The 22213-nt window shown below is 67.0% G+C and carries 21 protein-coding genes and 1 riboswitch; of the genes, 7 read left to right on the top strand and 14 right to left on the bottom strand.

Annotated elements, in window-relative coordinates; genetic code table 11:
* Positions 1 to 10 precede the first annotated feature (10 nt).
* Positions 11 to 1261: a D-alanyl-D-alanine carboxypeptidase gene (locus CCK87_RS04125; RefSeq protein ID WP_086460170.1), complete on the top strand. Its 1251-nt coding sequence runs from the start codon at positions 11 to 13 to the stop codon at positions 1259 to 1261.
* A gap of 9 nt (positions 1262 to 1270) precedes the next feature.
* Here the strand turns inward: CCK87_RS04125 and CCK87_RS04120 are convergent, their stop codons facing one another.
* The 6 genes from CCK87_RS04120 to CCK87_RS04100 form a co-directional block, all read right to left on the bottom strand.
* Complete coding sequence (locus CCK87_RS04120; RefSeq protein WP_086460169.1) at positions 1271 to 1525, bottom strand: hypothetical protein; 255 nt, start codon at positions 1523 to 1525, stop codon at positions 1271 to 1273.
* Positions 1526 to 1564: 39 nt separating this feature from the next.
* Entirely contained in the window at positions 1565 to 2065 is a 501-nt protein-coding gene (locus tag CCK87_RS04115) for an AAA family ATPase (protein ID WP_249273695.1), read from the bottom strand.
* Complete coding sequence (locus CCK87_RS04110; protein WP_212638186.1) at positions 2062 to 2844, bottom strand: energy-coupling factor transporter transmembrane component T; 783 nt, start codon at positions 2842 to 2844, stop codon at positions 2062 to 2064. The genes CCK87_RS04115 and CCK87_RS04110 overlap by 4 nt, the downstream gene beginning before the upstream one ends.
* Positions 2841 to 4295 carry an ATP-binding cassette domain-containing protein gene (locus tag CCK87_RS04105; RefSeq protein WP_170927135.1) on the bottom strand — a complete coding sequence of 485 codons (1455 nt, stop codon included), beginning with the start codon at positions 4293 to 4295 and terminating at the stop codon, positions 2841 to 2843. Before CCK87_RS04105 ends, CCK87_RS04110 begins: the two co-directional genes overlap by 4 nt.
* A 23-nt stretch (positions 4296 to 4318) precedes the next feature.
* Positions 4319 to 4912, bottom strand: a complete 594-nt coding sequence (locus CCK87_RS18535) for an ECF transporter S component (protein WP_249273694.1) — start codon at positions 4910 to 4912, stop codon at positions 4319 to 4321.
* A gap of 118 nt (positions 4913 to 5030) precedes the next feature.
* Positions 5031 to 5133: riboswitch (TPP riboswitch) on the bottom strand.
* Between the two features lie 24 nt (positions 5134 to 5157).
* Positions 5158 to 5490 carry a hypothetical protein gene (locus tag CCK87_RS04100; RefSeq protein WP_086460378.1) on the bottom strand — a complete coding sequence of 111 codons (333 nt, stop codon included), beginning with the start codon at positions 5488 to 5490 and terminating at the stop codon, positions 5158 to 5160.
* A 66-nt stretch (positions 5491 to 5556) separates the two neighbouring features.
* On the opposite strand from CCK87_RS04100, the gene CCK87_RS04095 reads away from it, so the two are divergent.
* The 4 genes from CCK87_RS04095 to treZ are packed head-to-tail and all read left to right on the top strand — an operon-like array spanning position 5557 to position 12864.
* Entirely contained in the window at positions 5557 to 6486 is a 930-nt protein-coding gene (locus CCK87_RS04095) for an LLM class F420-dependent oxidoreductase (protein WP_170927133.1), read from the top strand.
* Positions 6487 to 6544: 58 nt separating this feature from the next.
* Positions 6545 to 8746, top strand: a complete 2202-nt coding sequence (gene glgX / locus CCK87_RS04090; protein WP_086460166.1) for a glycogen debranching protein GlgX — start codon at positions 6545 to 6547, stop codon at positions 8744 to 8746.
* Positions 8747 to 8755: 9 nt separating this feature from the next.
* A complete protein-coding gene (treY, locus tag CCK87_RS04085) occupies positions 8756 to 11104 on the top strand; it encodes a malto-oligosyltrehalose synthase (RefSeq protein ID WP_086460165.1) in 2349 nt (782 codons plus the stop codon).
* Positions 11101 to 12864 (top strand): malto-oligosyltrehalose trehalohydrolase, encoded by a 1764-nt coding sequence (treZ, locus tag CCK87_RS04080; protein WP_086460164.1) that lies wholly within the window; start codon positions 11101 to 11103, stop codon positions 12862 to 12864. Before treY ends, treZ begins: the two co-directional genes overlap by 4 nt.
* A gap of 108 nt (positions 12865 to 12972) precedes the next feature.
* On the opposite strand, the gene dinB is transcribed toward treZ, so the two are convergent.
* Positions 12973 to 14202 (bottom strand): DNA polymerase IV, encoded by a 1230-nt coding sequence (dinB, locus tag CCK87_RS04075; RefSeq protein ID WP_086460163.1) that lies wholly within the window; start codon positions 14200 to 14202, stop codon positions 12973 to 12975.
* Entirely contained in the window at positions 14199 to 14762 is a 564-nt protein-coding gene (locus CCK87_RS04070) for a DUF1697 domain-containing protein (RefSeq protein WP_086460162.1), read from the bottom strand. The genes dinB and CCK87_RS04070 overlap by 4 nt, the downstream gene beginning before the upstream one ends.
* Before the next feature lie 59 nt (positions 14763 to 14821).
* Here CCK87_RS04070 and CCK87_RS04065 point away from each other — a divergent pair, with 59 nt between their 5' ends.
* Entirely contained in the window at positions 14822 to 15826 is a 1005-nt protein-coding gene (locus CCK87_RS04065) for an aldo/keto reductase family protein (protein ID WP_086460161.1), read from the top strand.
* Between the two features lie 6 nt (positions 15827 to 15832).
* Here the strand turns inward: CCK87_RS04065 and CCK87_RS04060 are convergent, their stop codons facing one another.
* From CCK87_RS04060 to CCK87_RS04035, 6 genes are all read right to left on the bottom strand, one after another.
* Positions 15833 to 16762: an oxygenase MpaB family protein gene (locus tag CCK87_RS04060; RefSeq protein ID WP_086460160.1), complete on the bottom strand. Its 930-nt coding sequence runs from the start codon at positions 16760 to 16762 to the stop codon at positions 15833 to 15835.
* Positions 16763 to 16824: 62 nt separating this feature from the next.
* Positions 16825 to 17226 (bottom strand): VOC family protein, encoded by a 402-nt coding sequence (locus CCK87_RS04055; RefSeq protein WP_086460376.1) that lies wholly within the window; start codon positions 17224 to 17226, stop codon positions 16825 to 16827.
* A gap of 10 nt (positions 17227 to 17236) precedes the next feature.
* Positions 17237 to 17692: a helix-turn-helix transcriptional regulator gene (locus CCK87_RS04050; protein ID WP_086460159.1), complete on the bottom strand. Its 456-nt coding sequence runs from the start codon at positions 17690 to 17692 to the stop codon at positions 17237 to 17239.
* A 45-nt stretch (positions 17693 to 17737) separates the two neighbouring features.
* Positions 17738 to 18784, bottom strand: coding sequence for an NAD(P)/FAD-dependent oxidoreductase (locus CCK87_RS04045; protein ID WP_170927132.1), 1047 nt, complete (start codon positions 18782 to 18784; stop codon positions 17738 to 17740).
* Complete coding sequence (locus CCK87_RS04040; protein WP_170927131.1) at positions 18781 to 19329, bottom strand: isoprenylcysteine carboxyl methyltransferase family protein; 549 nt, start codon at positions 19327 to 19329, stop codon at positions 18781 to 18783. The genes CCK87_RS04045 and CCK87_RS04040 overlap by 4 nt, the downstream gene beginning before the upstream one ends.
* Positions 19326 to 20405: a 3-oxoacyl-[acyl-carrier-protein] synthase III C-terminal domain-containing protein gene (locus CCK87_RS04035; RefSeq protein WP_086460158.1), complete on the bottom strand. Its 1080-nt coding sequence runs from the start codon at positions 20403 to 20405 to the stop codon at positions 19326 to 19328. The genes CCK87_RS04040 and CCK87_RS04035 overlap by 4 nt, the downstream gene beginning before the upstream one ends.
* 98 nt (positions 20406 to 20503) lie before the next feature.
* Here CCK87_RS04035 and CCK87_RS04030 point away from each other — a divergent pair, with 98 nt between their 5' ends.
* Positions 20504 to 22195 carry a long-chain-fatty-acid--CoA ligase gene (locus tag CCK87_RS04030; protein ID WP_086460157.1) on the top strand — a complete coding sequence of 564 codons (1692 nt, stop codon included), beginning with the start codon at positions 20504 to 20506 and terminating at the stop codon, positions 22193 to 22195.
* Positions 22196 to 22213: the final 18 nt, after the last annotated feature.

Below are 22213 nucleotides of genomic sequence, written 5' to 3'. Positions count from 1 at the left end.
GCCTTGCCCCATGGCCAGGTCAACCGCATCACGCATCAACCGGGCTCTGGGCATCACCCTCGGGGCCGTTCTGATTCTCGCCATCGGCGTCTACGGTCCGGCCACTCTCGTCGGCCCGCTCCCGAGCACGAAGGCCGTGATCGACGACGCCTCGGACATCCTTCCGACGCTCGGAGCTCCGACGGTCTCGCAGAACGGTGCAAGCGCCATCTCGACCGCAGACGGATCGATCCTCGCATCCGGTGGCGACGCAGCGCCCGTTCCCCTGGGTGGCGTGACGAAGGTGATCACCGCGCTCGTGGTGCTCGACGCGAAGCCGATCGAAGCGGGCAAGCCGGGCCCGTCGATCGTGGTCACAGACGAGGACTACGCGGGTTACGTGAAGTACATCTCCGAGTCTGCGCGGTCGATCTCGTTGATCGCCGGCGAGACCTGGAGCGAACAGCAATACCTGCAGTCGATGCTGCTCGGCTCGAGCAATACCCACGCCGATGCATTGGCGCGATGGGCTTTCGGGTCGGTCGATTCCTACGTCGTCGCCGCCAACGCGTGGCTGGCGAAGAACGGGTATGCGGGCACGACCGTGGTCGACGCGACCGGACTGGCCGAGGGATCGCAGGGCACGGCATCCGAACTCGCGGCCCTGTCGGCGCGTGCGTTCGCGGACCCCGTTCTCGCCGACATCATGAGCCACGACAGCGTCGTTGTGGCGGGAAATCGCAAGGTCGACAATGTTGCGGCCTACCGCGGCGACGACGGCATCACCGGTCTCTCACGCAGCTTCACCGACTCGGCGGGTCTGTGCTTCCTGTTCCGCCTCACGGTCGGAACCGGCAAGGATGCAGTTCCGCTCTATGGCGCGTTTCTGCGCGAGCCCGATTACGAGAGCCTGGATGGCGACCTCTCGACGCTCATCTCGACCGCGGCCGCGACCCTGACCCAGACGGTGCTGGTATCGGAGGGTGAGCGGGTGGTGACGTACACCACGCCCTGGGGCGATGAGGCTCACGGCGTCGCGGTGGCGACCAGATCGCAGCTCATCTGGTTGACGACCCCGGTGAAGAAGACCATCACCGTCGACCCCGTAACCACGGGGGCCAAGGGCACACGCGTTGGTCAGGTGACGTTCACGACGCCCACGGGAGACGTCACCGTGCTGCTCGAGCTCGATCGACGAATCGCCGATCCGGGGCCGATCTGGCGCATGACGCATCCGGCTCCCGTGATCGACGCATTCATCGAGTCTCGAACCGATAAATAGGCGTGTCGACTAGTGGTCGTCGCCGATGTCGCCCGTTTGAACGGTCGGGTCGGAGTCTGCTGCGTCGAAGGAGTACTTGACGGTCAGGTGGCCGTCGACCTCTTCGGTGTCTCCCGCCTCGTACCAGAACGTCGACTCGAGGCCTCCGACTGCTCCGAGCGCGGGAAAGCGGCTGTCGAACTGGCCGTCGATGAAGGCGCGGTCTTCGGTCTGGCCTTCGAGAGGTCCGTCGAGGTACAGGGCTGTGTAGGTTTTCTCAGTCATTGCTCCACCGTAAACCGTCAGGCTGCGTTCAGCGCTCAGTTAAGCCCCGTCGAGCGTGAGATCGGCCAACGCGGAGGGATGCTCGCGCTCCACGAACTCCTCCCATTGCCGCTGCCATCTGTCCCAGTGCGGAGCATAGGTCTCGCCGTCGCGGTCGAGCGCCCGTTGCTTGCGCACCTCGTCCGGGGCGTCCAGCCAGATGCGAACATCGGCGAGCTTCGCGTTCGCCCGCGTGAGCACGCCGCATCCCTCTATGACGAGCGGTCGATCAGGGTCGACGTCATGCCATTCGGCCGGGGCATCGACATTCCAGTCGAACCGCTGCCACCGAGCCGGGCTGCCCTCAGCGAGCGGCTCGAGAACGAAACGCTGCACATGCTCCCCCGCCGCGCGTAGACCTCCCCATCCCGGGTAGATGTCGTCGAGCCTGACGAGCTGCGGCACGACGCTGCCGGGCCAGCCGCCGACGATGCGGTCGGCAAGCGTGCTCTTGCCCGCGCCGCTCGGCCCGTCGAGCAGGATGATGTTTCGAGAGCTCATCCGACGATGAAGTTCCATGTTCCGAACGCCACCGCAGTCGCGATCGAGGCCGCGGCGATCGCGGCACCGATGCCGATGAGCACGAACTCGCGCCACCCGAAAAGCGACTCGCGCGCCCACGTGCGCTTCGTGTCTCCCCCGAAGCCCCGAGCCTCCATCGCCGTCGCGAGCTTGCTGCCGCGCCTGATGGAGAGCACGAGAAGAGCGAAGGCCTGAGACAGAATGCGGCGGATGCGCCCCCGGTCACCTACTCCCCGCGCTCGTCGGGCGAGTTCGAGCGAGCGCCAGTCGTCGAGGAACAGACCCACCAGTCGCAGGCCTGCGAGCGCGCCGAGTACGAAGCGGCTGGGCAGATGCCACACCTGCGCGAGTCCATCGGCGAGGTCGGTGGGGTCGATCGTCACGAAGAGCACGATCGCGGGCAACCCGATGGCGAGCACCCGGAGCGCGGTGGCGATGGCGAGCGAGATCGATCCGTCTGTGACGTGGATGAGGCCGAATTCGAAGTGGCTCTGCCCCGACGCCTGCCCGTAGAGGAGCGTGGTGAACCCCGCCGTGGGGGCGGCGATCCACACCGGGATGGTGCGGAGGAAGAATTGCCGCGCCGACAGTCCGGCCCAGGCCAGCAGAAGGCTCTCGAGTACGAGGGCCGTAGCCGCCGAGAGCCAGTCGATCGTGAGAATGAGCGCGAAGCTCAACAGAAAGGCCGTCGCGAGCTTGGCGACGGGGTTGATCCGATAGATCGCCTGAGCGCCCTTGGTGGGGGTGAGGATACTCACGAGAGCCTCACCTCGTCGTCGGCGAGGGCCGCCACGAAGTCGGCGTCATGGGTGACCGCCAGTATCGCCTGCCCCTCGTCGAGCAGGCCGGCGAGCAGCGAGACGAGTTCGCTCCAGGTTCGCGAGTCCTGGCCGAAGGTCGGTTCGTCGAGCACGAGGAGCTGCGGCTTCGTGGCGAGCACGGTGGCCACCGAGAGCCTCCGCTTCTCCCCACCCGACAGTGTGAATGGATTCGCGAGAGCCAGGTGGTCGAGCCTCAAGCGCTCCAGCAGCCCATCGACACGCGTGCCGATCTCCCGGTCGCTCAGCTCGAGCGCACGAGGGCCGACCGCCAGCTCGTCGCGCACGGTCGATGCGAGAAACTGATGCTCGGGGTCTTGGAACACCGTGCCAATGCGAGTGAGTAGGTCCTTCGATCGCCACTCGATCGGCGAGCTCGACTTCAGCTTCCGCGCCAGGACGGCCGTGGCGGCGACGACACCCTCCGCGGGACGCAGGAGGCCCGCCAAGGTCAGCGCGAGTGTCGACTTGCCGGCACCGTTTGGCCCGACGATCGCTGTGGCCCTTCCCTCGTCGAGGCCGATGTCGATGCCGGCCGCGATGCGGGTGCCGCGCACTCGCGCGATGCCGAGCCCCGTGGCATCCAAAAGCCGTTCGCCCGACCCCGCGACCCGCCGCTGGGCGACCGGCGGGGGAAACTCGGGGATCCACACACCGGATGCGCTGAGCTCGGCGCCTCGGGCACGCAGCACGGCGTCGGGGTCGCCATCCGCCATCACGCCCCCGCCCGGCGCGAGCACGACCACCCGGTCGACGATGTCGCGCCACACCTCGACGCGGTGCTCGATGACGATCAGCGTGGCCCCTGTTGTTCGGGCCACCCGCGCAACGGCATCTCGAACCTCCGCCACGCCCTCGGGGTCGAGGTTCGCCGTGGGCTCGTCGAGCAGGATGAGGCCCGGTTGCATCGCCAACACACCCGCGAGCGCGAGCCGCTGCTTCTGGCCGCCCGAGAGCGCGGAGGTCGGATGGTCGAGGGGAAGATCGAGCCGAACCGCGTCGAGAGCCTCCGCGACACGACGCCAGATCTCATCGCGGGGCACCCCCAGGTTCTCGCACCCGAAGGCCACGTCGTCGCCCACTCGGGCGAGAATCACCTGGGAATCCGGGTCCTGCAGAACGAGCCCGGCGACGCCGCGCGCATTCGTGGCATCGCGCCCCGCCACCCGCAGCTCGCCTCGCTGCTCGCCCTCGTCGTCGCCGCCGATGACGCCAGCGAGAGCGTGCATCAGGGTGCTTTTACCCGCACCCGAAGCACCGAGAAGCAATACACGCTGACCCGGCTCGATATCGAGGTCGAGGCCGTCGACGGCCCATGCCTTGCGCGATGCGTGCCGCCAGCCCCAGCCGCGCGCCGAAACGGCGGCCGGCGGCTGGCGGTCGTGCGCCACAGTCGCGATCTTCCGGATGCCCGTCAGACCCGCGCCGATACCTCTCGACCCGAGGCGAATCGGCTGAGAGCGCCCGTTCGCGCGAGGCCACGTGCTGCCACCCACGACAGGAGCCCCGCAAGCACAGCTCCGGAGATCAGCGACGATACGGTGTAGATCACGGCGAACTCGACCTTGGCGCCCGGGTACCAGAGCACCAGGTCGTTGATCGCAAGTGCCAGACCTGCACCCATTCCCGACAGCACGGCGACGTACGCGCGCCAGTTCGCGTAGAGGAAGAGTGCGAACACGATCTCGGCACCGAGACCCTGGACGAGACCGGAGACGAGGGTGAGCGCGGCCCACTGTGTTCCGACGATCGCGGAGACCACGGCGGCGACGACCTCGGTGAAGAGAGCTGCGCCGGGCTTGCGGATGATGAGGCCGCCGAGAACGCCGGCGAAGAGCCATCCTCCGCCGAGGAGAGCCTGAAGCCCGGGCAGCGCGGCCTCGAGCGGAGCGGAGAGCGGGTTGTAGGCCTGCCCCCAGAGCCAGAAGACGAGTCCAGCGGCGACGCCGATGACGCTGGCGACGACGATGTCGACGACCCTCCAGCGGAAGCGATTGCCGCGGCTCACGCCGAGAGTCGTGGTGGTGCCTGATTCAGGTGAAGTGGTTGAAGTGCGCACTGAACGTGCCCTTTCGTCGTATGCGAATGTCAGGGCACGGGTGGGGCCGTCGCAGATGTTCTACGAACGACACCGTGAGATGTCCTCCCTGCGCTGGCATGATCCAGATCAGGTTCGACGGTCGAAGGTTGGAGAACCTTCCTCTCAGCCCGGCTCACCGGACTCCCGTGTTGCGACCAAGTATAGGGCGGTCGCTACTTCTTCAGCGCACGGATCACGCGAGCGAGCGCCTTACCTGTGACCCACACCGCCGGAACGGATACGGCGAGGAGAGAGACGAGGTTCGGCTCGAACGCGACGCGACCGTTCTCCTGGGTGACGTACGCGCCCACGGGAATGGCAGCGCCGCCCCCGCCGCCGCCCGCGATGCCGGAGGTCGTCTCATCCGAGCCGCTGCCTCCGAACCCGAACCAGGCGATGGCGACGGGCACGAGAGTCTGGCCCTCGATCTCCACGGGATCGCCGTAGACGGCTCCCACTCCGAACGATCGAACGGTCTCTGCGAGCTTCACGGCGATGTTTGTCATGAGGTCACGCTACCCGGCGCACATCTGTGCCGCCAGGGTCCCCTGGGGTGTGACACTCTGGGGGGTGTGGACCTACGTATCTTCACAGAACCGCAGCAGGGCGCGAGCTACGGCGACCTCCTGACCATCGCAACAGCCACCGAGAGGCTCGGCTTCGACGCCTTCTTCCGATCCGACCATTACCTGCGCATGGGCGATGACCCCTTCGAGGGCGTGCCTGGTCCGACGGATGCGTGGACGTCGCTGGCTGGACTCGCCCGCGAGACGTCGCGCATCAAGCTCGGAACCCTCGTCTCCAGCGTGACCTACCGCCACCCAGGAATCCTGGCTATCCAGGTCGCACAGGTCGACGCGATGTCGGGTGGCCGGGTCGAGCTCGGCCTCGGTACAGGCTGGTTCGAGAGAGAGCATCTGGCATACGGCATCCCTTTCCCCGCCAAGCGCTTCGGCATGCTCGAAGAGCAGCTCGAGATCATCACCGGACTCTGGGGCACTCCGCTGGGCGAGACCTACTCTTTCGAGGGCGAGCACTACACGCTCGTAGACTCCCCCGCCCTGCCGAAGCCCGTGCAGCATCCGTTCCCCGTCATCGTCGGCGGTTCAGGTCCCACCCGCACACCGAAGATCGCAGCGCGGTTCGCGACGGAGTTCAACGTTCCTTTCGCCGAGTTCGCCGATATCCCCCTTCGTTTCCGCGCCGTGCGCGAGGCGTGCGAGACGATCGGCCGCGAGCCGTCGGAGTTGGTCTACTCGGCCGCCCTCGTCGCCGCCGTCGGATCGAACGCCGCCGACTTCGAACGCAGGGCTGCGGCCATCGGCCGCGAGCCCGCGGAGCTCCGTGAGCACGGTCTCGCCGGCTCCCCCGCCGAGGTCGTCGATCGCATCGGCGCCCTCCGCCAAGACGGCGTCGAACGCCTCTATCTTCAGATTCTCGACATTCACGACCTCGATCACCTCGAACTCATCGCGGCCGAGGTCATGTCCCAGCTCGACTGAGCTTTCCCGCCCAGGCACTTCTGCTCGACCCGAATCACGACTCACAGGAGACTTTTAAATGGAAAGCTGGCCCGGATCGGCCTACCCGCTCGGCGCGACCTTCGACGGCAGCGGCACGAACTTCGCGATCTTCAGCGAGGCTGCTGAGCGCGTCGTCCTCTGCCTCTTCGGCGAGAAGGGCGCGGAGACCCGCATCGAACTCACCGAGGTCGACGCGTACGTCTGGCACTGCTACCTGCCACAGGTGCAGCCCGGCCAGCGCTACGGCTATCGCGTCTACGGACCCTACGACCCGGAGAACGGCTGTCGGTTCAACCCGAACAAGCTGCTGCTCGACCCCTACGCCAAGGCGACGAGTGGAACCATCGACTGGGATCAGTCGCTGTTCTCCTACAACTTCGGCGACCCCGACTCGCGCAACGACGAGGACTCCGCCAAGCACATGATGACCGGCGTCGTCATCAACCCGTTCTTCGACTGGTCGGGCGACCGGGTCCTCGACATCCCCTACAACGAGACCGTCATCTACGAGGCGCATGTGAAGGGCCTCACCGAGCTGCACCCGGAGGTTCCGCGCGACCAGCGAGGAACCTACGCGGGTGTCGCGCATCCGGCCGTCATCGAACATCTCAAGAAGCTCGGCGTCACCGCCATCGAGCTGATGCCGGTGCACCAGTTCGTTCAAGACAGCACGCTGCTCGAGAAGGGTCTGTCGAACTACTGGGGCTACAACACCATCGGCTTCTTCGCGCCGCAGTCGAGCTACTCCTCGGCGGGTGAGCGCGGCCAGCAGGTGCAGGAGTTCAAGGGCATGGTCAAGTCGTTGCATGCGGCCGGCATCGAAGTGATCCTCGATGTGGTCTACAACCACACCGCCGAGGGCAACCATCTCGGCCCCACCATCTCGTTCCGAGGCATCGACAACGCCGCGTACTACCGCCTGATGGACGACGACAAGCGTTATTACATGGACTACACGGGCACGGGCAACACCCTGAACGTGCGCCACCCCCACTCCCTGCAGCTGATCATGGACTCGCTGCGCTACTGGGCGACCGAGATGCACGTCGACGGCTTCCGCTTCGACCTCGCCTCGGCGCTGGCCCGCGAGTTCTACGACGTCGACAAGCTCTCGACCTTCTTCGAGCTCGTGCAGCAAGACCCGGTGATCTCGCAGGTCAAGCTCATCGCCGAGCCGTGGGACGTCGGTCCCGGCGGCTACCAGGTCGGAAACTTCCCGGCCCAGTGGACCGAGTGGAACGGAAAGTACCGCGACACGGTGCGCGACTTCTGGCGCGGCGAGCCCGCGACGCTGGGTGAGTTCGCATCGAGGTTCACGGGGTCTGCAGACCTGTACGAGCACTCGGGTCGCCGACCCGTCGCATCCATCAACTTCGTCACGGCTCACGACGGCTTCACCATTCGCGACCTCGTGTCGTACAACGAGAAGCACAACGAGGCCAACGGCGAGAACAACAACGACGGCGAATCGCACAACCGCTCCTGGAACTCCGGAGTCGAAGGCCCCACGAACGACCCGGTGATCCTCGAGCTGCGCGCCCGCCAGCAGCGCAACTTCCTCGCCACCCTCCTGCTTTCGCAGGGCGTTCCCATGCTGCTGCACGGCGACGAGATCGGTCGAACCCAGCAGGGCAACAACAACACCTACGCCCAGGACTCGGAGATCAGCTGGATCCACTGGGACCACGCCGATGTGCCTCTGAACGAGTTCACCGCCGCAGTCTCCCGACTGCGTAAGGAACACCCCACGTTCCGTCGCAGCCGTTTCTTCGACGGCCGACCGGTCAGGCGCGGCAAGGGCGAGCCCCTGCCCGACATCGTCTGGCTCAACTCCGATGCCCGTGAGATGGAACCCGAGGAATGGGACGCGCCGCTCAGCCGATCGGTGGGCGTCTTCCTCAACGGGCAGGGCATCCGCGGGCGCGACCAGCGAGGTCAGCGCATCACCGACGTGAACTTCCTTGTCTATTTCAACGCCGAACCGCAAGACGTTGACTTCGTTCTTCCTCCCGGCGAATACTCGCAGTCGTGGGACGTGGTGATCGACTCGGCCGGCCAGGCTGCGGACGGACCGCTTCGCAGCGCGAACGAGAAGGTCAAGGTGCTGGCGAAGTCGCTCGTCGTGCTCCGCGCGCACCAAGAGGCCGTGACCGAGGCCGACCACTCGGTGGCCGCATCCCTCACTGCCATGACCGGCACCATCGAGACCATTCCCCTGACCAAGCCGTCCAACGGCTAGCGAGGACCCATGCGCGAACCCCTCTCCACCTACCGACTCCAGATCTCGTCGTCGTTCACTCTCGACGCCGCGGCGGAGCTGATCGACTACCTCGCCGACCTCGGCGCCGACTGGGTCTACCTGTCGCCGATTCTCGAGGCCGAACCGGGCAGCAATCACGGCTACGACGTGATCGATCACAGCCGTGTCGACCCCGAGCGCGGTGGGCCGGATGCCCTGGAGAGACTCGCTGAGGCGGCGCACGCCCGGGGGCTTGGCGTTCTCGTCGACATCGTGCCCAATCACGTGGGCGTGGCGACGCCTCCGCTCAGTGTCTGGTGGTGGGAGCTGCTGACGCACGGACGCGACTCGCGCCATGCCGAGGCGTTCGATGTGGATTGGGAGTTCGGCCACGGCAAGGTGCGACTACCGGTACTCGGTGACGATTCGCTCGATGCACTCGAGCTCGCCACCGGGCCCGATGGAAAGCCTGAACTGCGCTACTACGACAACCGATTCCCGGTGGCTCCGGGCACGGCCGACGACGGCGCCGATGCGATCACGGTGCACTCGCGCCAGCACTACGAGCTCATGAACTGGCGCCGCGCCGATGCAGAGCTGAACTACCGACGGTTCTTCGCCGTGACGACGCTGGCCGGCGTCAAGGTCGAGGTGCCGTGGGTGTTCGACGAGTCCCACGCCGAGATCGGTCGCTGGTTCGCCGACGGGCTCGCCGACGGCCTTAGGGTCGACCACCCCGACGGACTCGCCGACCCCGAGGACTACCTCGAGCATCTCGCGGAGCTGACCGGGGGCGCCTATGTGCTCGTCGAGAAGATTCTCGAGGGTGGCGAACGGCTGCCCGGCACCTGGAAGACGGCCGGCACGACCGGCTACGACTCGCTCGGCGACATCGACAGGGTTCTGGTGGATGCCTCGGGCGAACCGTTCCTGAACGTCGCACTCGGTCTCGGCGAGGGCGAGAGCGCTCACGACAACTGGATCGCCTTGATCCACGACACCAAACGTGCCATTGCCGACGGCATCCTGCGCTCGGAGGTTCTGCGAATTCAGCGCGACCTCGACCGCGAAGACGCGCTGGCGGAGTCGAGCTGGCGCGGCTCCCCCGCGATCGCGGATGCCATAGCCGAATTGCTCACCTGCTTCCCCGTCTATCGCTCGTACCTGCCGTCGGGAAGAGAGAAGCTCGAGGAGGCTCATCGTCTCGCCCTCGCGGCCAGGCCCGACCTCGCCGCAGAACTCGACGTCGTCACCGCGGCGCTGTCGCACCCGAGCAACGCCGCCGCAATTCGCTTTCAGCAGACATCGGGCATGGTCATGGCCAAGGGCGTCGAGGACACCGCGTTCTACCGCTGGAACCGGCTGGTGTCGCTCAACGAGGTCGGCGGCGAGCCGGCCGAGTTCGCGATCGATGCCGCCGAATTCCACGCGCGCCAGTGGCAGCGCATGGCGTCGTTCCCTCGCACCATGACGACGCTCTCGACTCACGACACGAAGCGGGGCGAAGACGTGCGCGCCCGCATCGACGTGTTGAGCGAGCTGCCGCACACCTGGCTCGATACGCTCGCGGGGCTCCGCGAATCCGATCCGATCGGCGACGAGACCTTCGATTCGCTGCTCTGGCAGACCGCGATCGGCGCGTGGCCGATCGAGCGTGAGCGCTTGCACGCCTACGCCGAGAAAGCGTCTCGCGAAGCCGGCGCGTCTACGACGTGGAACGCACCGGACGAGCAGTTCGAGAAGGCCCTGCATGCCGCGGTCGACGCCGCCTACGATGACCCGCGCACCCACGAGCTCGTGGAGTCGCTCGCCCTGCGCATCCGGCCCGCGGGCTGGTCGAACTCGCTCGCCGCGAAACTGATCCAGCTCACCATGGTGGGCGTGCCCGATGTCTACCAGGGCACCGAGCTGTGGGACAACTCTCTCGTCGACCCCGACAATCGCCGCCCCGTCGACTTCGACGAACGGCGCCGACTGCTCGAGATCCTCGACACGGGTGAGCTTCCGACGGTCGATGAGACCGGCGCCGCGAAGCTGCTCGTCACGTCGCGCGCGCTCCGGCTCCGGCACGAGCATCCCGAGCTCTTCACGGGATACACCCCCGTCGAGGCGCACGGTGACGCGGCCAGTCACGTGATCGGCTTCGACAGGGGCGGTGCGGTCACGATCGCGACCCGCCTTCCCTGGTCGCTCGCCCAGGCAGACGGCTGGGGTTCGACCCAGATCACCATCGACCGCGACAGCGTCGACGTTCTCACCGGACGCCGGATCGAGGCCGGGCCGGTGGCCGTATCTGAGTTGCTCGCAGACCTTCCCGTCGCCCTTCTTGCCGCCGTCCGAGAGGATCCTTCAGAATGACCGTCCGTACCCGTTTCGATGTCTGGGCGCCTCACGCCCGACGCATGCGCCTCGTCGTCGCCGAGCAGACGATCGAGATGACCCGCGAAGACGGCGACTGGTGGACCGCCGGCCCGTCGGCGCCCGAGGGCGAGGTCGACTACGGCTATCTGGTCGACGACGCGAACGGACAGACGGTCGGGCCTCTGCCCGATCCGCGTTCCCGGCGCCAGCCCGAGGGAGTGCACGGACTCTCGCGCACCGTCGACGATGCGGCGTACGTCTGGAATGACGACGACTGGGCGGGCAGGCAGCTCGCCGGAGGCTCGATCTACGAGTTGCACATCGGCACCTTCACGCCCGAGGGCACCCTCGACTCGGCGATCGATCGTCTCGATCACCTCGTCTCGTTGGGCATCGACTTCGTCGAGGTGATGCCGGTGAACGCCTTCAACGGCACGCACAACTGGGGCTACGACGGTGTGCTCTGGTTCGCCGTGCAAGAGACCTACGGCGGGCCGGATGCCTACCGCCGGTTCGTCGACGCGTGTCACCTCCGCGGCCTCGCCGTCATCCAAGACGTGGTCTACAACCACCTGGGCCCGAGCGGTAACTATCTGGGGGTCTACGGACCCTACGAGCACGAGGCCGCCGGAACGACCTGGGGCAAGGCGATCAACCTCGACGGCCACGGCTCGACGGAGGTACGGCGTTTCATTCTCGACAACGCCCGCATGTGGTTCGAGGAGTATCACGTCGACGGCCTGCGCCTCGACGCGGTGCACGCTCTGCACGACGAGAGTTCGCGTCACCTGCTGAGCGAGCTCGCGGCCGAGACGGATGCCTGGTCGGCGTTCGTCGGTCGGCCGCTCAGTCTCATCGCGGAGTCCGACCTCAACGACCCGGTCATGTTCACCGCGCGTGACCAGAACGGCTACGGTCTCGCGGGCCAGTGGAGCGACGACTTCCACCACGCCGTGCACGTCGCCCTCACGCGCGAGACGTCGGGCTACTACGCCGACTTCGAGCCGCTCAGCGCCTTGGCCAAGGCCCTGACGTCCGGCTTCTTCCACGACGGAACCTGGTCGAGCTTCCGGGGCCGCCACCACGGCAAACGCATCGACACGGCGAACGTGCTCACCTGGCGCCTCGTCGTGGCCAATCAGAACCACGACCAGATCGGCAACAGGGCGATCGGCGATCGACTCACCGCGTCGCTCGACGAAGGTCAGCTCGCCATCGCCGCAGCACTGACTCTTCTCGGCCCGTACACCCCCATGCTGTTCATGGGCGAGGAGTGGGGCGCCTCGACGCCCTTCCAGTTCTTCACCTCGCACCCGGAACCAGAACTCGGCAAGGCCACAGCAGAAGGCCGCATCGCCGAGTTCGAGCGCATGGGGTGGGACGAGTCGGTCGTTCCGAACCCGCAGGACGTCTCGACGTTCACCAACTCGAAGCTCGACTGGTCAGAGCCTGCCGACGACACGTCGGCTCACGCGCGATTGCTGGAGTTCTACACGGCGCTCACGACGTTGCGCCGAACCGTGCCGGCCTTCACCGACCCGCGCTGGCCGCACCTCTCGGTGGAATTCTCCGAGCAGGATCGCTGGCTCGAACTGACGCGCGGCGACGTGCGGGTGCTGGTCAACCTCTCGGGCGAGCCGTTGGATGCCCCGAGCGGCCTGCTCTCGTCGAGCGGCGTGCTCCTCGAGTCGAGCCCGCGCGGCGACATCGCCCGTGTCGCCGGACACTCGGTGACGGTCTATCGCCCCAGCATCTGACGCTACGCGCTGATCGAGTAGCCGCGCGAGGAACGAGCTGGCGTATCGAGGTCACCCGCGGTGGTCTCGATACGCTCGTCCCTCGCTACTCGACCGGCGCAGGTCCTCCTATTCCGAGGCGGGCGGGCTCTTCTTGCGCATGAGCGATGCGGGGCCGACGGCTCCTGAACCGAAGCGCGCCGAGAGCTTGTCGATCGTGCGCTCGGCGTCGCGCCATCCGTCGGTCTGGGATTCGGCCTCGTCGATCCAGAGCGAGGGCTGGTGCACCACCGACCCCGATTCGGCCAGCTGCTCCACACGCACGCCGATGAGGCGCACCCGCTGATCGTCGCGCAGGTCGAGCGCGTCGAAGATGGCCTTGGCCTCGTCGTAGATCTGCTTGCCGAGGTCGCTGGGCTCGGCGAGCGTGCGCGACCGTGTGATGGTCGTGAAATCGCTGAATCGGAGTTTGAGGGCGACCGTGCGCCCCTCGAGACCTGCCTTGCGCAGACGGACGGCGACCTGATTCGCCTGTTTCAAGAGTTCTCGATGAAGGACCCGTCGGTCTGAGACATCGAACTCGAAGGTGTTCTCGTGCCCGATGCTCTTCTCTTGACGCTCGAGAACGATGCCCCGGGGATCGATGCCGAGTGCCAGCGCGTGCAGTTTCTGGCCCGAGGCCTCGCCCACCGCCCTGGTGAGTGCCGGCAGCGGCATCTCGGAGAGTTCGCGCACGGTCTTGATGCCGATGCGCGCCAGTGCCGCTTCGGTGCTCGCGCCCACGCCCCACAGCGCTTTGATGGGCAACGGATGCAAGAAGTTGAGGATCTCGGACTCGGGAACGATCAGCATGCCGTCGGGCTTCGCCCTCTGCGACGCCATCTTGGCGACGAACTTGGTCGACGATGCGCCGACAGAACAGGTGAGGCCGGTCTCTGCGAGGACACGTGCGCGAACCTGAGCGCCGATGACGCTCGGACTGCCCAGAAGCCGTCGGGCGCCCGACACGTCGAGGAAGGCCTCGTCGATGCTGAGCGGCTCGACCAACGGGGTGACGTCTCGGAAGATGCGCATCACCTCGGACGAGTAGTGCTGGTACAGCTTGTGGTGCGGAGGCAGGACGTGCGCCTTCGGGGCGAGCCGCATGGCGACGGAGACCGGCATGGCCGAGTGCACCCCGAGCCGACGAGCCTCATAGGTGGCGCTCGTGACGACGCCTCGGCCCCCGGCGTGGCCGATGATGACCGGTTGACCGCGCAGCTCGGGATGGTCGAGGAGCTCGACCGAGGCGAAGAAGGCGTCCATGTCGATGTGCAGCATGGTGGCGGTCGAGTCATCTACCCCCGCACTCACCGTCATCCTTCGAGTCTAGGCAGCACCAGTGACACCAGCTTGTTCGCCGTATTCGCGTCGCGCGCCGTCGCCGCCGGGCCGAACTGCCTCCAGAACGACGCCGGGATCGACGACGTGGATACCCCGTGGGGACACCAGGCGTAGACGGCCCGCGATCCGACGCGAACGGCCTCGGGAAGCAGCGTCGCGGCATCCGGAATCGTGACGCCCGACGGGACCGGACCGGGAAGGAAGGAGATCACCAGCCGTGACGGATTGTCGGACTCGCCGACGAGAGGATTCTCCTCGACCACGTTCACGAACTCGCGGCCCTCGATCACGACGAACGGCGCGGAGATCCCGGTCGCGTCGGAGAAGCGACTCTCGAGAGCTGCGATATCGCCAGGCGACAGATCTACATCGGACTCGAAGACGGCGTTGCCGCTGCGCAGATGAGTCTTCACATCGGTGAAGCCGCTCTCCTCGAGCACACGCTGGAAGTCGGGCATCGCCACAAGAGTGCTCGTTCCCACGTTGATGCCCCGCACCAGTGCCACATAGGTCGTCACCGTCACCTGTCCTGTCATCCGGAGGGCTCCCACGCTACCCCCAGCCGCCGTCCAGCACGAGGAGTAGCGTTGGCATCATGGAATTCAGGTACCTCGGCAAGTCCGGGCTCAAAGTCTCGGAAATCACGTACGGCAACTGGCTCACTCACGGATCGCAGGTCGAGAACGACATCGCTGCGCAGTGTGTGGAGGCGGCGTTGACCGCCGGCATCACGACCTTCGACACGGCAGACGCCTATGCGAACACGGCTGCGGAGAAGGTGCTCGGAAAGGCGCTCAAGCACCAGCGCCGCGAATCGCTCGAGATCTTCACCAAGGTCTACTGGCCCACCGGCCCCAAGGGCCCCAACGACGTCGGACTCTCGCGCAAGCACATCATGGAATCCATCGACGGATCGCTGCGCCGTCTGAAGACCGACTACGTCGATCTCTATCAGGCTCACCGCTACGACGTCGAGACTCCCCTCGAGGAGACGATGCAGGCGTTCGCCGACATCGTGCGCCAGGGAAAGGCTCTCTACATCGGCGTCAGCGAGTGGAATGCAGAGCAGATCCGCGCGGGCCACGCCCTGTCGAAGGAGCTCGGCTTCCAGCTCATCTCGAACCAGCCCCAGTATTCGATGCTGTGGCGCGTGATCGAAGACCAGGTCGTGCCGACCTCAGCCGAGCTGGGTCTGTCGCAGATCGTCTGGTCTCCCGTCGCCCAGGGCGTGCTCACCGGCAAGTACAAGCCGGGCGCGGAGCTGCCGCCGGGAAGCCGCGCCACCGATGAGAAGGGCGGCGCCGACATGGTCAAGCGCTTCCTGAACGACGACGTGCTGACCCGGGTTCAGCTGCTGCAGCCCATCGCCCACGACCTCGGCCTGACCATGGCTCAGCTCGCGATCGCGTGGGTTCTGCAGAACCCGAACGTGGCCTCAGCACTCATGGGAGCATCGCGGCCCGAGCAGGTCGAGTCGAACGTCAAGGCCGCCGGAGTGACTCTCGACGAGGGCATCCTCGCCCGCATCGACGAGGCCCTCGGGTCGGTCGTCGTGCGCGACCCCAAGCACACCGTCTCTCCCGAGAAGCGCCCCGTCTGATCGACGTCATCGCGGGGTGATGGCCGGCCCGTCGATGCCGAGCCGAGCGAGCCTGCGGCGTGCCGCAAGCTCGCTCGGCGGATCTTTCTCGAGCGTTCCCGCGATCACTCGAAGCGTCAGTCGCGTGAACGCGGCCACTGGCAGCCGGATGGGCCCGAGCGATGGGATGCGCAGCCGCAACATGCCGCGATAGGGCTCGGGGATCGACGCGACCGCCCCCGCGAAGAGGAGGGCGTAGCCCGGCATCAGAGACCGGCCGAGTGGCGGTCGGCGGATGAACGACACGGCATCGGCCACGCGGTCGTTGTAGACCAGCTGCCCTCGATCGAGGTACTGGCGCACATGCTCGGACAGCTCTGCTTCGGATCGCGGAGGATTCGGCACGCCCATCAGCTCGCCGGCCTTCGCCCACTCGCGAACGTAGGCGTCCGGTCCGCCTGGGATCGGCCTTCCGTACAGCTTGGCCGTCGCGAGAAACGAATCCGTGAACGCGAGGTGCACCCAGCTCAGCAACTCGGGATCGTTCGCCGCGTAGGGGCGCTCGACACCGCGCGCATCGAGATAGCTGCCGACGACGCGCTCGTGCATCTTCAGCACCCAGTTCGAGGTGCCTATCGCCGTTCGGGTGTCACCGTAGCTCACGGTGAAGATCCATCGGATAGTGCCGGCCAATCGACCGAGCGGATCCTCCTTGTAGCGGGAGTGATCGTGCACTCCGGCCATCGCACCCGGGTGCAGCGCCTGGATCAGCAGCGCACGGATCCCCGCGACGATCGTCGACATGCCTCCGTGCACGCTCCACGTGGCAGAGCCCGGCGCGAAGAACCCGCCGTCCTCGCCCTCGTCCAGACGAACGGACCACTCGGGCGGCTCGTCGCTGGAGCCGCTCAGGACGAGGCGGATGCGATCGCGCAGGGCGCCGGGAACGAGTTTCACTCACCCAGTCTGCGCGCGCCGACCTGGGGGCTGCCCGGCATTGACGACGCGCCCCGCTGCGCCTACGCCTGCGACACGCGTACCGTGTTGCCCGACGGGTCGCGGAACGCGCAGTCGCGTGGCCCCCACGGCTGCTCGATCGGCTCTTGCAGCACCTCTGCCCCGGATGCGCGGATCCTCTCGAAGCTCGCGTCGAGGTCGTCGCTGCGGAAGACGAGAGTCTGCAGCACACCCTTGACGAGCAACTCCTGCAACGCGTCGCCGTCGGCTTGCGAGCGACCGGCGTGAGGCTCCGAGAGCACGATCGACAGGTCGGGCTGGTCGGGGCTGCCGAGCGTGACCCAGCGAAAGCCTCCGTTGGCCACGTCGTTCTGAACCTCGAATCCGAGAGCGTCGCGGTAGAAGCCGAGCGCCTCATCGACATCGGTGACGGTGATTCCTGCGTACTGAAGTGAAATGGTCATGGATGCCACGCTAGGCCGACAGCGACATCGCGACTTCTCGAATCCTGCTCGATTCGGCGGTCGCCGAGTCTGCGGTGCGCGGCCGCGTGTACCCGCTCGCCACACACGACGGCATCAGCTGCACGGCACCGTGTTCCCGACTGCGGTACTGGCTGGGCGTCTCACCGACCAGCAGGCTGAAACGAGAGCTGAAGGAGCCGAGCGATGTGCAGCCGACCGCCATGCAGGCATCGGTCACCGAGGCCCCCGTTCGGAGCAGCGCCATGGCGCGCTCGATGCGCCGAGTCATGAGGTACCCGTAGGGCGTCTCACCGTACGCTTCGCGGAACTGCCGGGAGAAGTGCGCCGGCGACATGAGCGCGTGGCGCGCCATCGCAGGCACGTCGAGCGGACGCGCGAACTCTCTGTCGATCAGGTCGCGCGCCCGGCGCAGCTGCACCAGCGCGGCGAGTCGTTCCGGGGACATGTCTCGACCGTAGCAGCGCGTACCCGCGTCGTCACGTCCCTGTTCCTATCGCGCGAGGCGCTCCACTGCGGCGCCGAAGAGCGCCGGCATCGCGCGCGCCGCCGGCACGATGAGCGGCCGGAGCGGAGACTGCGCCGCGGCGAGCAGACCCGAGGTGATCACCCGAAAATCCCGGCTGACCCGAGACCACTCCCGATCGTAGGCCTTGGCTTGACGCGCGGGCTGACCGACGATCGACTCGACGGCGGCGCGCGCGTGGGCGAGTCCGACCCGGATGCCCTCCCCCGTCAGCGCATCGACGTAGCCCGATGCGTCTCCCAGGAGCAACACTCGTCCGACGCTGCGGGCCGAGCTGCGTTGCCGCAGAGGCCCCGCTCCGCGCAGCCCCTCCTCGGCGCCGGCGTCTCGCAGCCGAGCATTCAGCTCAGGGATGCGCCCCAGCACCTCGTCGAAATCGGTGCGCGGCGGGCCCAGAACGGCGACGCCGACGAGGCCCCCGGCCAGCGGCGTCACGTAGGCCTCGGCATCCGCGACCCAGTGCACCTCGACCAGGTCGGTCCACGGTTCGATCGTGTAGTGCTTGCGCAGGCCGAATCGGCGGCGATCGACGCGCGCCCTCGGCGGCCGCTCGAGTCCCGACAGCCTTCTCACCGTCGAATGCAGGCCGTCGCACGCGAACAACCACGACGCACGCACGTCGCCGACCGTCACGCCACCGGCGTTCTGCACAACATCGGAGACTCGGGTATCCACGCGCGTGACGCCCAGCTCGTCGGCGCGAGCCGCGAGAGCGTCGTGCAGGGCCGTGCGTCGCACGCCGAGCCCTGAGCCTCCGGCGAAGCGGTGCTCGGCAGATCTGATGGCATCCGTGTATCGGAATCCCGCGATCGGAATGCCCGGTGGATGGATGCCGAGTCGCGCGAGGGCGTCGACAGCGCCCGGCATCAGCCCTTCGCCGCAGGCCTTATCGATCGGAAAGGACCGTGGCTCGATGACGCCGACCGACAGACCGGCGAGCCGAGCCTCGATCGCCGCGGCGAGGCCGACGGGGCCAGCCCCCACGATGGCGACATCGACCTCGATTGGGGTCATCTCGGCACGACGGGCTTCTCGCCGAGAGCAGCTTCGAGCGCGCGCTCCTCGACCGGGATACGGAACCCGAACAGGAGCACCGCGTTGAGCACGGTGAAGGCGAGGGCCGTCACCCAGTTCGTGTGCACCAGGGGCAGCGCGATGCCTTCGGCGATCACGACGATGTAGTTGGGGTGGCGGAGCCACCGGTACGGCCCGCCCAGAACGAGCGGCAGGCCGGGGACTACGATCACCCGGGTGTTCCAGCGACGCCCCAACGACGCGATGCACCACCAGCGCAGGGCCTGACTCGCCAGCGCGATCACGAGCATGGGCCAGCCCAGCAACGGGATGAACGGCCTGTCGGCGAGAAGCGTTTCGACGAGGCAAGCCAGGAGCAGACCCGTGTGAAGGGCGACCATCGGTCCGAAGTGGCGACGGCCGAACTCCATGCCGCCGCGGGCGAATGCCCACGCCGCGTTGCGTGTGGAGACGACGAGCTCGACGATGCGCTCGCCACCGGTGAGCAGGATCAGAATCACGTACAGCAGCACGGACAGCGTCATGTCGGATCTCCAGACCAGCGAAGTAGAACGAGTTCGGCGGAGACCCCGGGGCCGAGCGCGAAGAGGGCACACAGCTCGCCGCCGGTCGGCGGGGCGTCTCGGATGCTGTCGGCCAGCACGTGCAGCACCGAGGCCGACGAGAGATTGCCGACCCGAGCCAGCGAGCGCCAGCTGGCGTCGAGCGACCCCGGCGGCAGCTGCAGAGCGTCGCTGAACGCGTCGAGCACACGCGGGCCACCCGGATGCGCGATCCAACGCCCGATGCCGCCCACGGTCGATCCGTGGTCGGCGAGGAACTGCGTCATGTCCCTGCCGAAGTGCTCGTCGACCACATCCGCGACACCGGCGGTCAGCACGATCCTGAACCCCGTCTCACCGGGATTGAAACCGAGCACGTGACGGGTGTCCGGGTACAGCGCGCTGCGCGCCGCCACGACGTCGAATCCCTGATCTGCTCGGTCGGCCGCGCGTTCGGCCCCCACCATGACGACCGCGGCAGCGCCATCGCCGAAGAGCCCGGATGCGACCAGATTGGCCATCGAGTCGTCGCCGCGCTGCACGGTCAGCGAGCACAGCTCGACCGAGATCAGAACAGCCACGCCGCTCGGATGGCCGACGAGGTAGTCGTCGACGCGGGCGATCCCTGCCGCACCCGCGACGCATCCGAGCCCGAACATGGGCACCCGCTTCACGTCGGGTCTTAGCCCTAGCCGGGGAACGAGCAGCGCGTCGATGGAGGGAGCCGAGACGCCGGTCACCGAGGTGAAGAGAACGAAATCGACTTCGTCCGCTGCGATTCCTGCCTGCGACAAAGCCCCCGCGAGGGCCTCCTCGGCCAGATCGGTCGCAGCCTCGATGAAGATGCCGTTCGTGGTCGTGAAGTTCTGCCCCTCCAGATAGCGCTCGATGGGCTGCACCAGGTGACGCCGCTCCACCCGGCTTCCTGCGTGAAGGCGCCGCAGGAGGGCTCGCTTCGTCGGGTCCTCAGTGATCATAGGAGCGATGGCCGCCGTGATCTCGGTCTGGGCATACGAGTTCCGTGGAAGTGCGGCGGATAGCCCGACGATTCTCGACACGCTCGCACGCTAGCACGGAGGGCGCACCGCCATCGATGCCCATGGGATGTCGATTCACCTGCGCGATAATGACTCGACGACGACGCGAAGGGCACCGAATGACCATCGAGACCGACCGGCCCTGGATTTCTCAGTATGCAGACGGTGTGCCTGCGACGATCGAGCTGCCGACCGGCTCGCTCGTCGACATGTTCGACGACTCTGTGCGCGCGTTCAGATCCAACGTCGCCCTCGACTTCTTCGGCTCGACCACGACATATGCAGAACTCGGCATGCTCGTCGCGCGCGCGGCGGAGGGGTTGCGTCGAGCAGGGGTGGGTCACGGCGACCGGGTGGCCCTCGTGCTGCCCAACTGCCCGCAGCATGTCATCGCCTTCTACGCGGTGCTTCGGTTGGGCGCGATCGTCGTGGAGCACAACCCGCTCTACGCCGATCGCGAAATGCGACACCAGTTCGAAGACCACGGCGCGAAGGTCGCGATCGTGTGGGACAAGGTGGGCGAACGCATCCACTCGATGCCCGCCGATGTCGCATTCGACACCGTCATAGCGGTCGACGTGACGCGCGCCATGCCGTTCTCCAAGCGACTCGCGCTGCGCCTGCCCGTGCCGAAAGCGCGCGAGGCACGCAAGGCGCTCACTGCCGAGTCGAAGCGCAGCACGCCATGGGAGAGGCTCGTCAATCATCGGCCGATCCGGCGCTCCGTGCCGCGGCCGTCGGTCGACGACCTCGCCGTGATCCAGTACACCAGCGGCACCACCGGAACGCCGAAGGGTGCGAAGCTCAGCCATCTCAACCTGCACGCCAATGCACTGCAGGGACGAGCGTGGGTGCCCGGGATGGTGGCCGGCAAGGAGGTCATCTACGCCGTGCTACCCATGTTCCACGCATACGGCCTCACGCTCTGCCTCACCTTCGCGATGAACAGCGGCGCGCGGCTCGTGCTGTTGCCCAAGTTCGACGTCGACCTCGTTCTCGACGCGGCCAAGTCGCATCCGCCCACATTCCTACCGGCCGTGCCTCCCATCTACGAGCGGCTCGCCCTGGGCGCCGAGAAGCGAAAGGTCGATCTCACAGGCATCCGGTTCGCGATCTCGGGGGCCATGAATCTGCCTGTCTCCACGGTCGAGTTGTGGGAGAAGGCGACCGGCGGCTACCTGGTCGAGGGCTACGGACTCACCGAGACCTCTCCCGTCGCCCTGGGCAACCCGATCGGCCCGAGCCGTCGGCCCGGCACTGTCGGCGTGCCGTTTCCCAGCACGGAGATCCGCGTCGTCGATCCCGACGACACCTCCATCGACCGTGCCCCGGGAGAAGAGGGCGAACTGCTGATCCGCGGACCGCAGGTGTTCCAGGGCTACTGGCAGAAGTCCGACGAGACCCAGGCGGTCCTACTCGAGGGCGGGTGGTTCCGCACGGGCGACATCTGCACTCAGGATGCCGATGGCTTCGTCACGATCGTCGACCGCATCAAAGAACTCATCATCACGGGCGGCTTCAACGTCGCGCCCTCGGAGGTCGAGGACGCGCTCAGGCAACACCCCGGAGTCGCCGATGTCGCCGTGGTCGGCATGCCCAGCGGCGGCGGCGGAGAAGACGTCGTGGCGGCGGTCGTGTTGTCGTCCAAGGCCGACTTCGACGAGAAGACGTTCCGCGACTGGTGCCGCGACCAGCTCACCGCGTACAAGGTGCCAAAGAGGATCGTAGTCATCGACGAGCTTCCGAAGTCCCTGATCGGCAAGGTCCTGCGCCGGGCGGTCAGGGAGCAGCTGCTTGCCGACCGCGGCTGACCTGGTCTGAGCCAGGAG

This window comes from Agreia sp. VKM Ac-1783 (assembly GCF_900177765.1).
Taxonomy (GTDB): Bacteria; Actinomycetota; Actinomycetes; order Actinomycetales; family Microbacteriaceae; genus Agreia.
The sequence above is the reverse complement of the archived record's forward strand: the minus strand, read 5'-3'. Positions and strand labels throughout refer to the sequence as shown.

Excerpts from the sequence above, each read along its gene's own strand:
- CCK87_RS04045 (WP_170927132.1), bottom strand. The coding sequence starts at position 18,784 with ATGACCCCAATCGAGGTCGATGTCGCCATCGTGGGGGCTGGCCCCGTC.
- CCK87_RS04070 (WP_086460162.1), bottom strand. The coding sequence starts at position 14,762 with ATGACAGGACAGGTGACGGTGACGACCTATGTGGCACTGGTGCGGGGC.
- CCK87_RS04055 (WP_086460376.1), bottom strand. The coding sequence starts at position 17,226 with ATGACCATTTCACTTCAGTACGCAGGAATCACCGTCACCGATGTCGAT.
- glgX (WP_086460166.1), top strand. The coding sequence starts at position 6,545 with ATGGAAAGCTGGCCCGGATCGGCCTACCCGCTCGGCGCGACCTTCGAC.
- CCK87_RS04050 (WP_086460159.1), bottom strand. The coding sequence starts at position 17,692 with ATGTCCCCGGAACGACTCGCCGCGCTGGTGCAGCTGCGCCGGGCGCGC.
- treZ (WP_086460164.1), top strand. The coding sequence starts at position 11,101 with ATGACCGTCCGTACCCGTTTCGATGTCTGGGCGCCTCACGCCCGACGC.
- treY (WP_086460165.1), top strand. The coding sequence starts at position 8,756 with ATGCGCGAACCCCTCTCCACCTACCGACTCCAGATCTCGTCGTCGTTC.
- CCK87_RS04125 (WP_086460170.1), top strand. The coding sequence starts at position 11 with ATGGCCAGGTCAACCGCATCACGCATCAACCGGGCTCTGGGCATCACC.
- CCK87_RS04120 (WP_086460169.1), bottom strand. The coding sequence starts at position 1,525 with ATGACTGAGAAAACCTACACAGCCCTGTACCTCGACGGACCTCTCGAA.
- dinB (WP_086460163.1), bottom strand. The coding sequence starts at position 14,202 with ATGACGGTGAGTGCGGGGGTAGATGACTCGACCGCCACCATGCTGCAC.
- CCK87_RS04115 (WP_249273695.1), bottom strand. The coding sequence starts at position 2,065 with ATGAGCTCTCGAAACATCATCCTGCTCGACGGGCCGAGCGGCGCGGGC.
- CCK87_RS04065 (WP_086460161.1), top strand. The coding sequence starts at position 14,822 with ATGGAATTCAGGTACCTCGGCAAGTCCGGGCTCAAAGTCTCGGAAATC.
- CCK87_RS04100 (WP_086460378.1), bottom strand. The coding sequence starts at position 5,490 with ATGACAAACATCGCCGTGAAGCTCGCAGAGACCGTTCGATCGTTCGGA.
- CCK87_RS04030 (WP_086460157.1), top strand. The coding sequence starts at position 20,504 with ATGACCATCGAGACCGACCGGCCCTGGATTTCTCAGTATGCAGACGGT.
- CCK87_RS04040 (WP_170927131.1), bottom strand. The coding sequence starts at position 19,329 with ATGACGCTGTCCGTGCTGCTGTACGTGATTCTGATCCTGCTCACCGGT.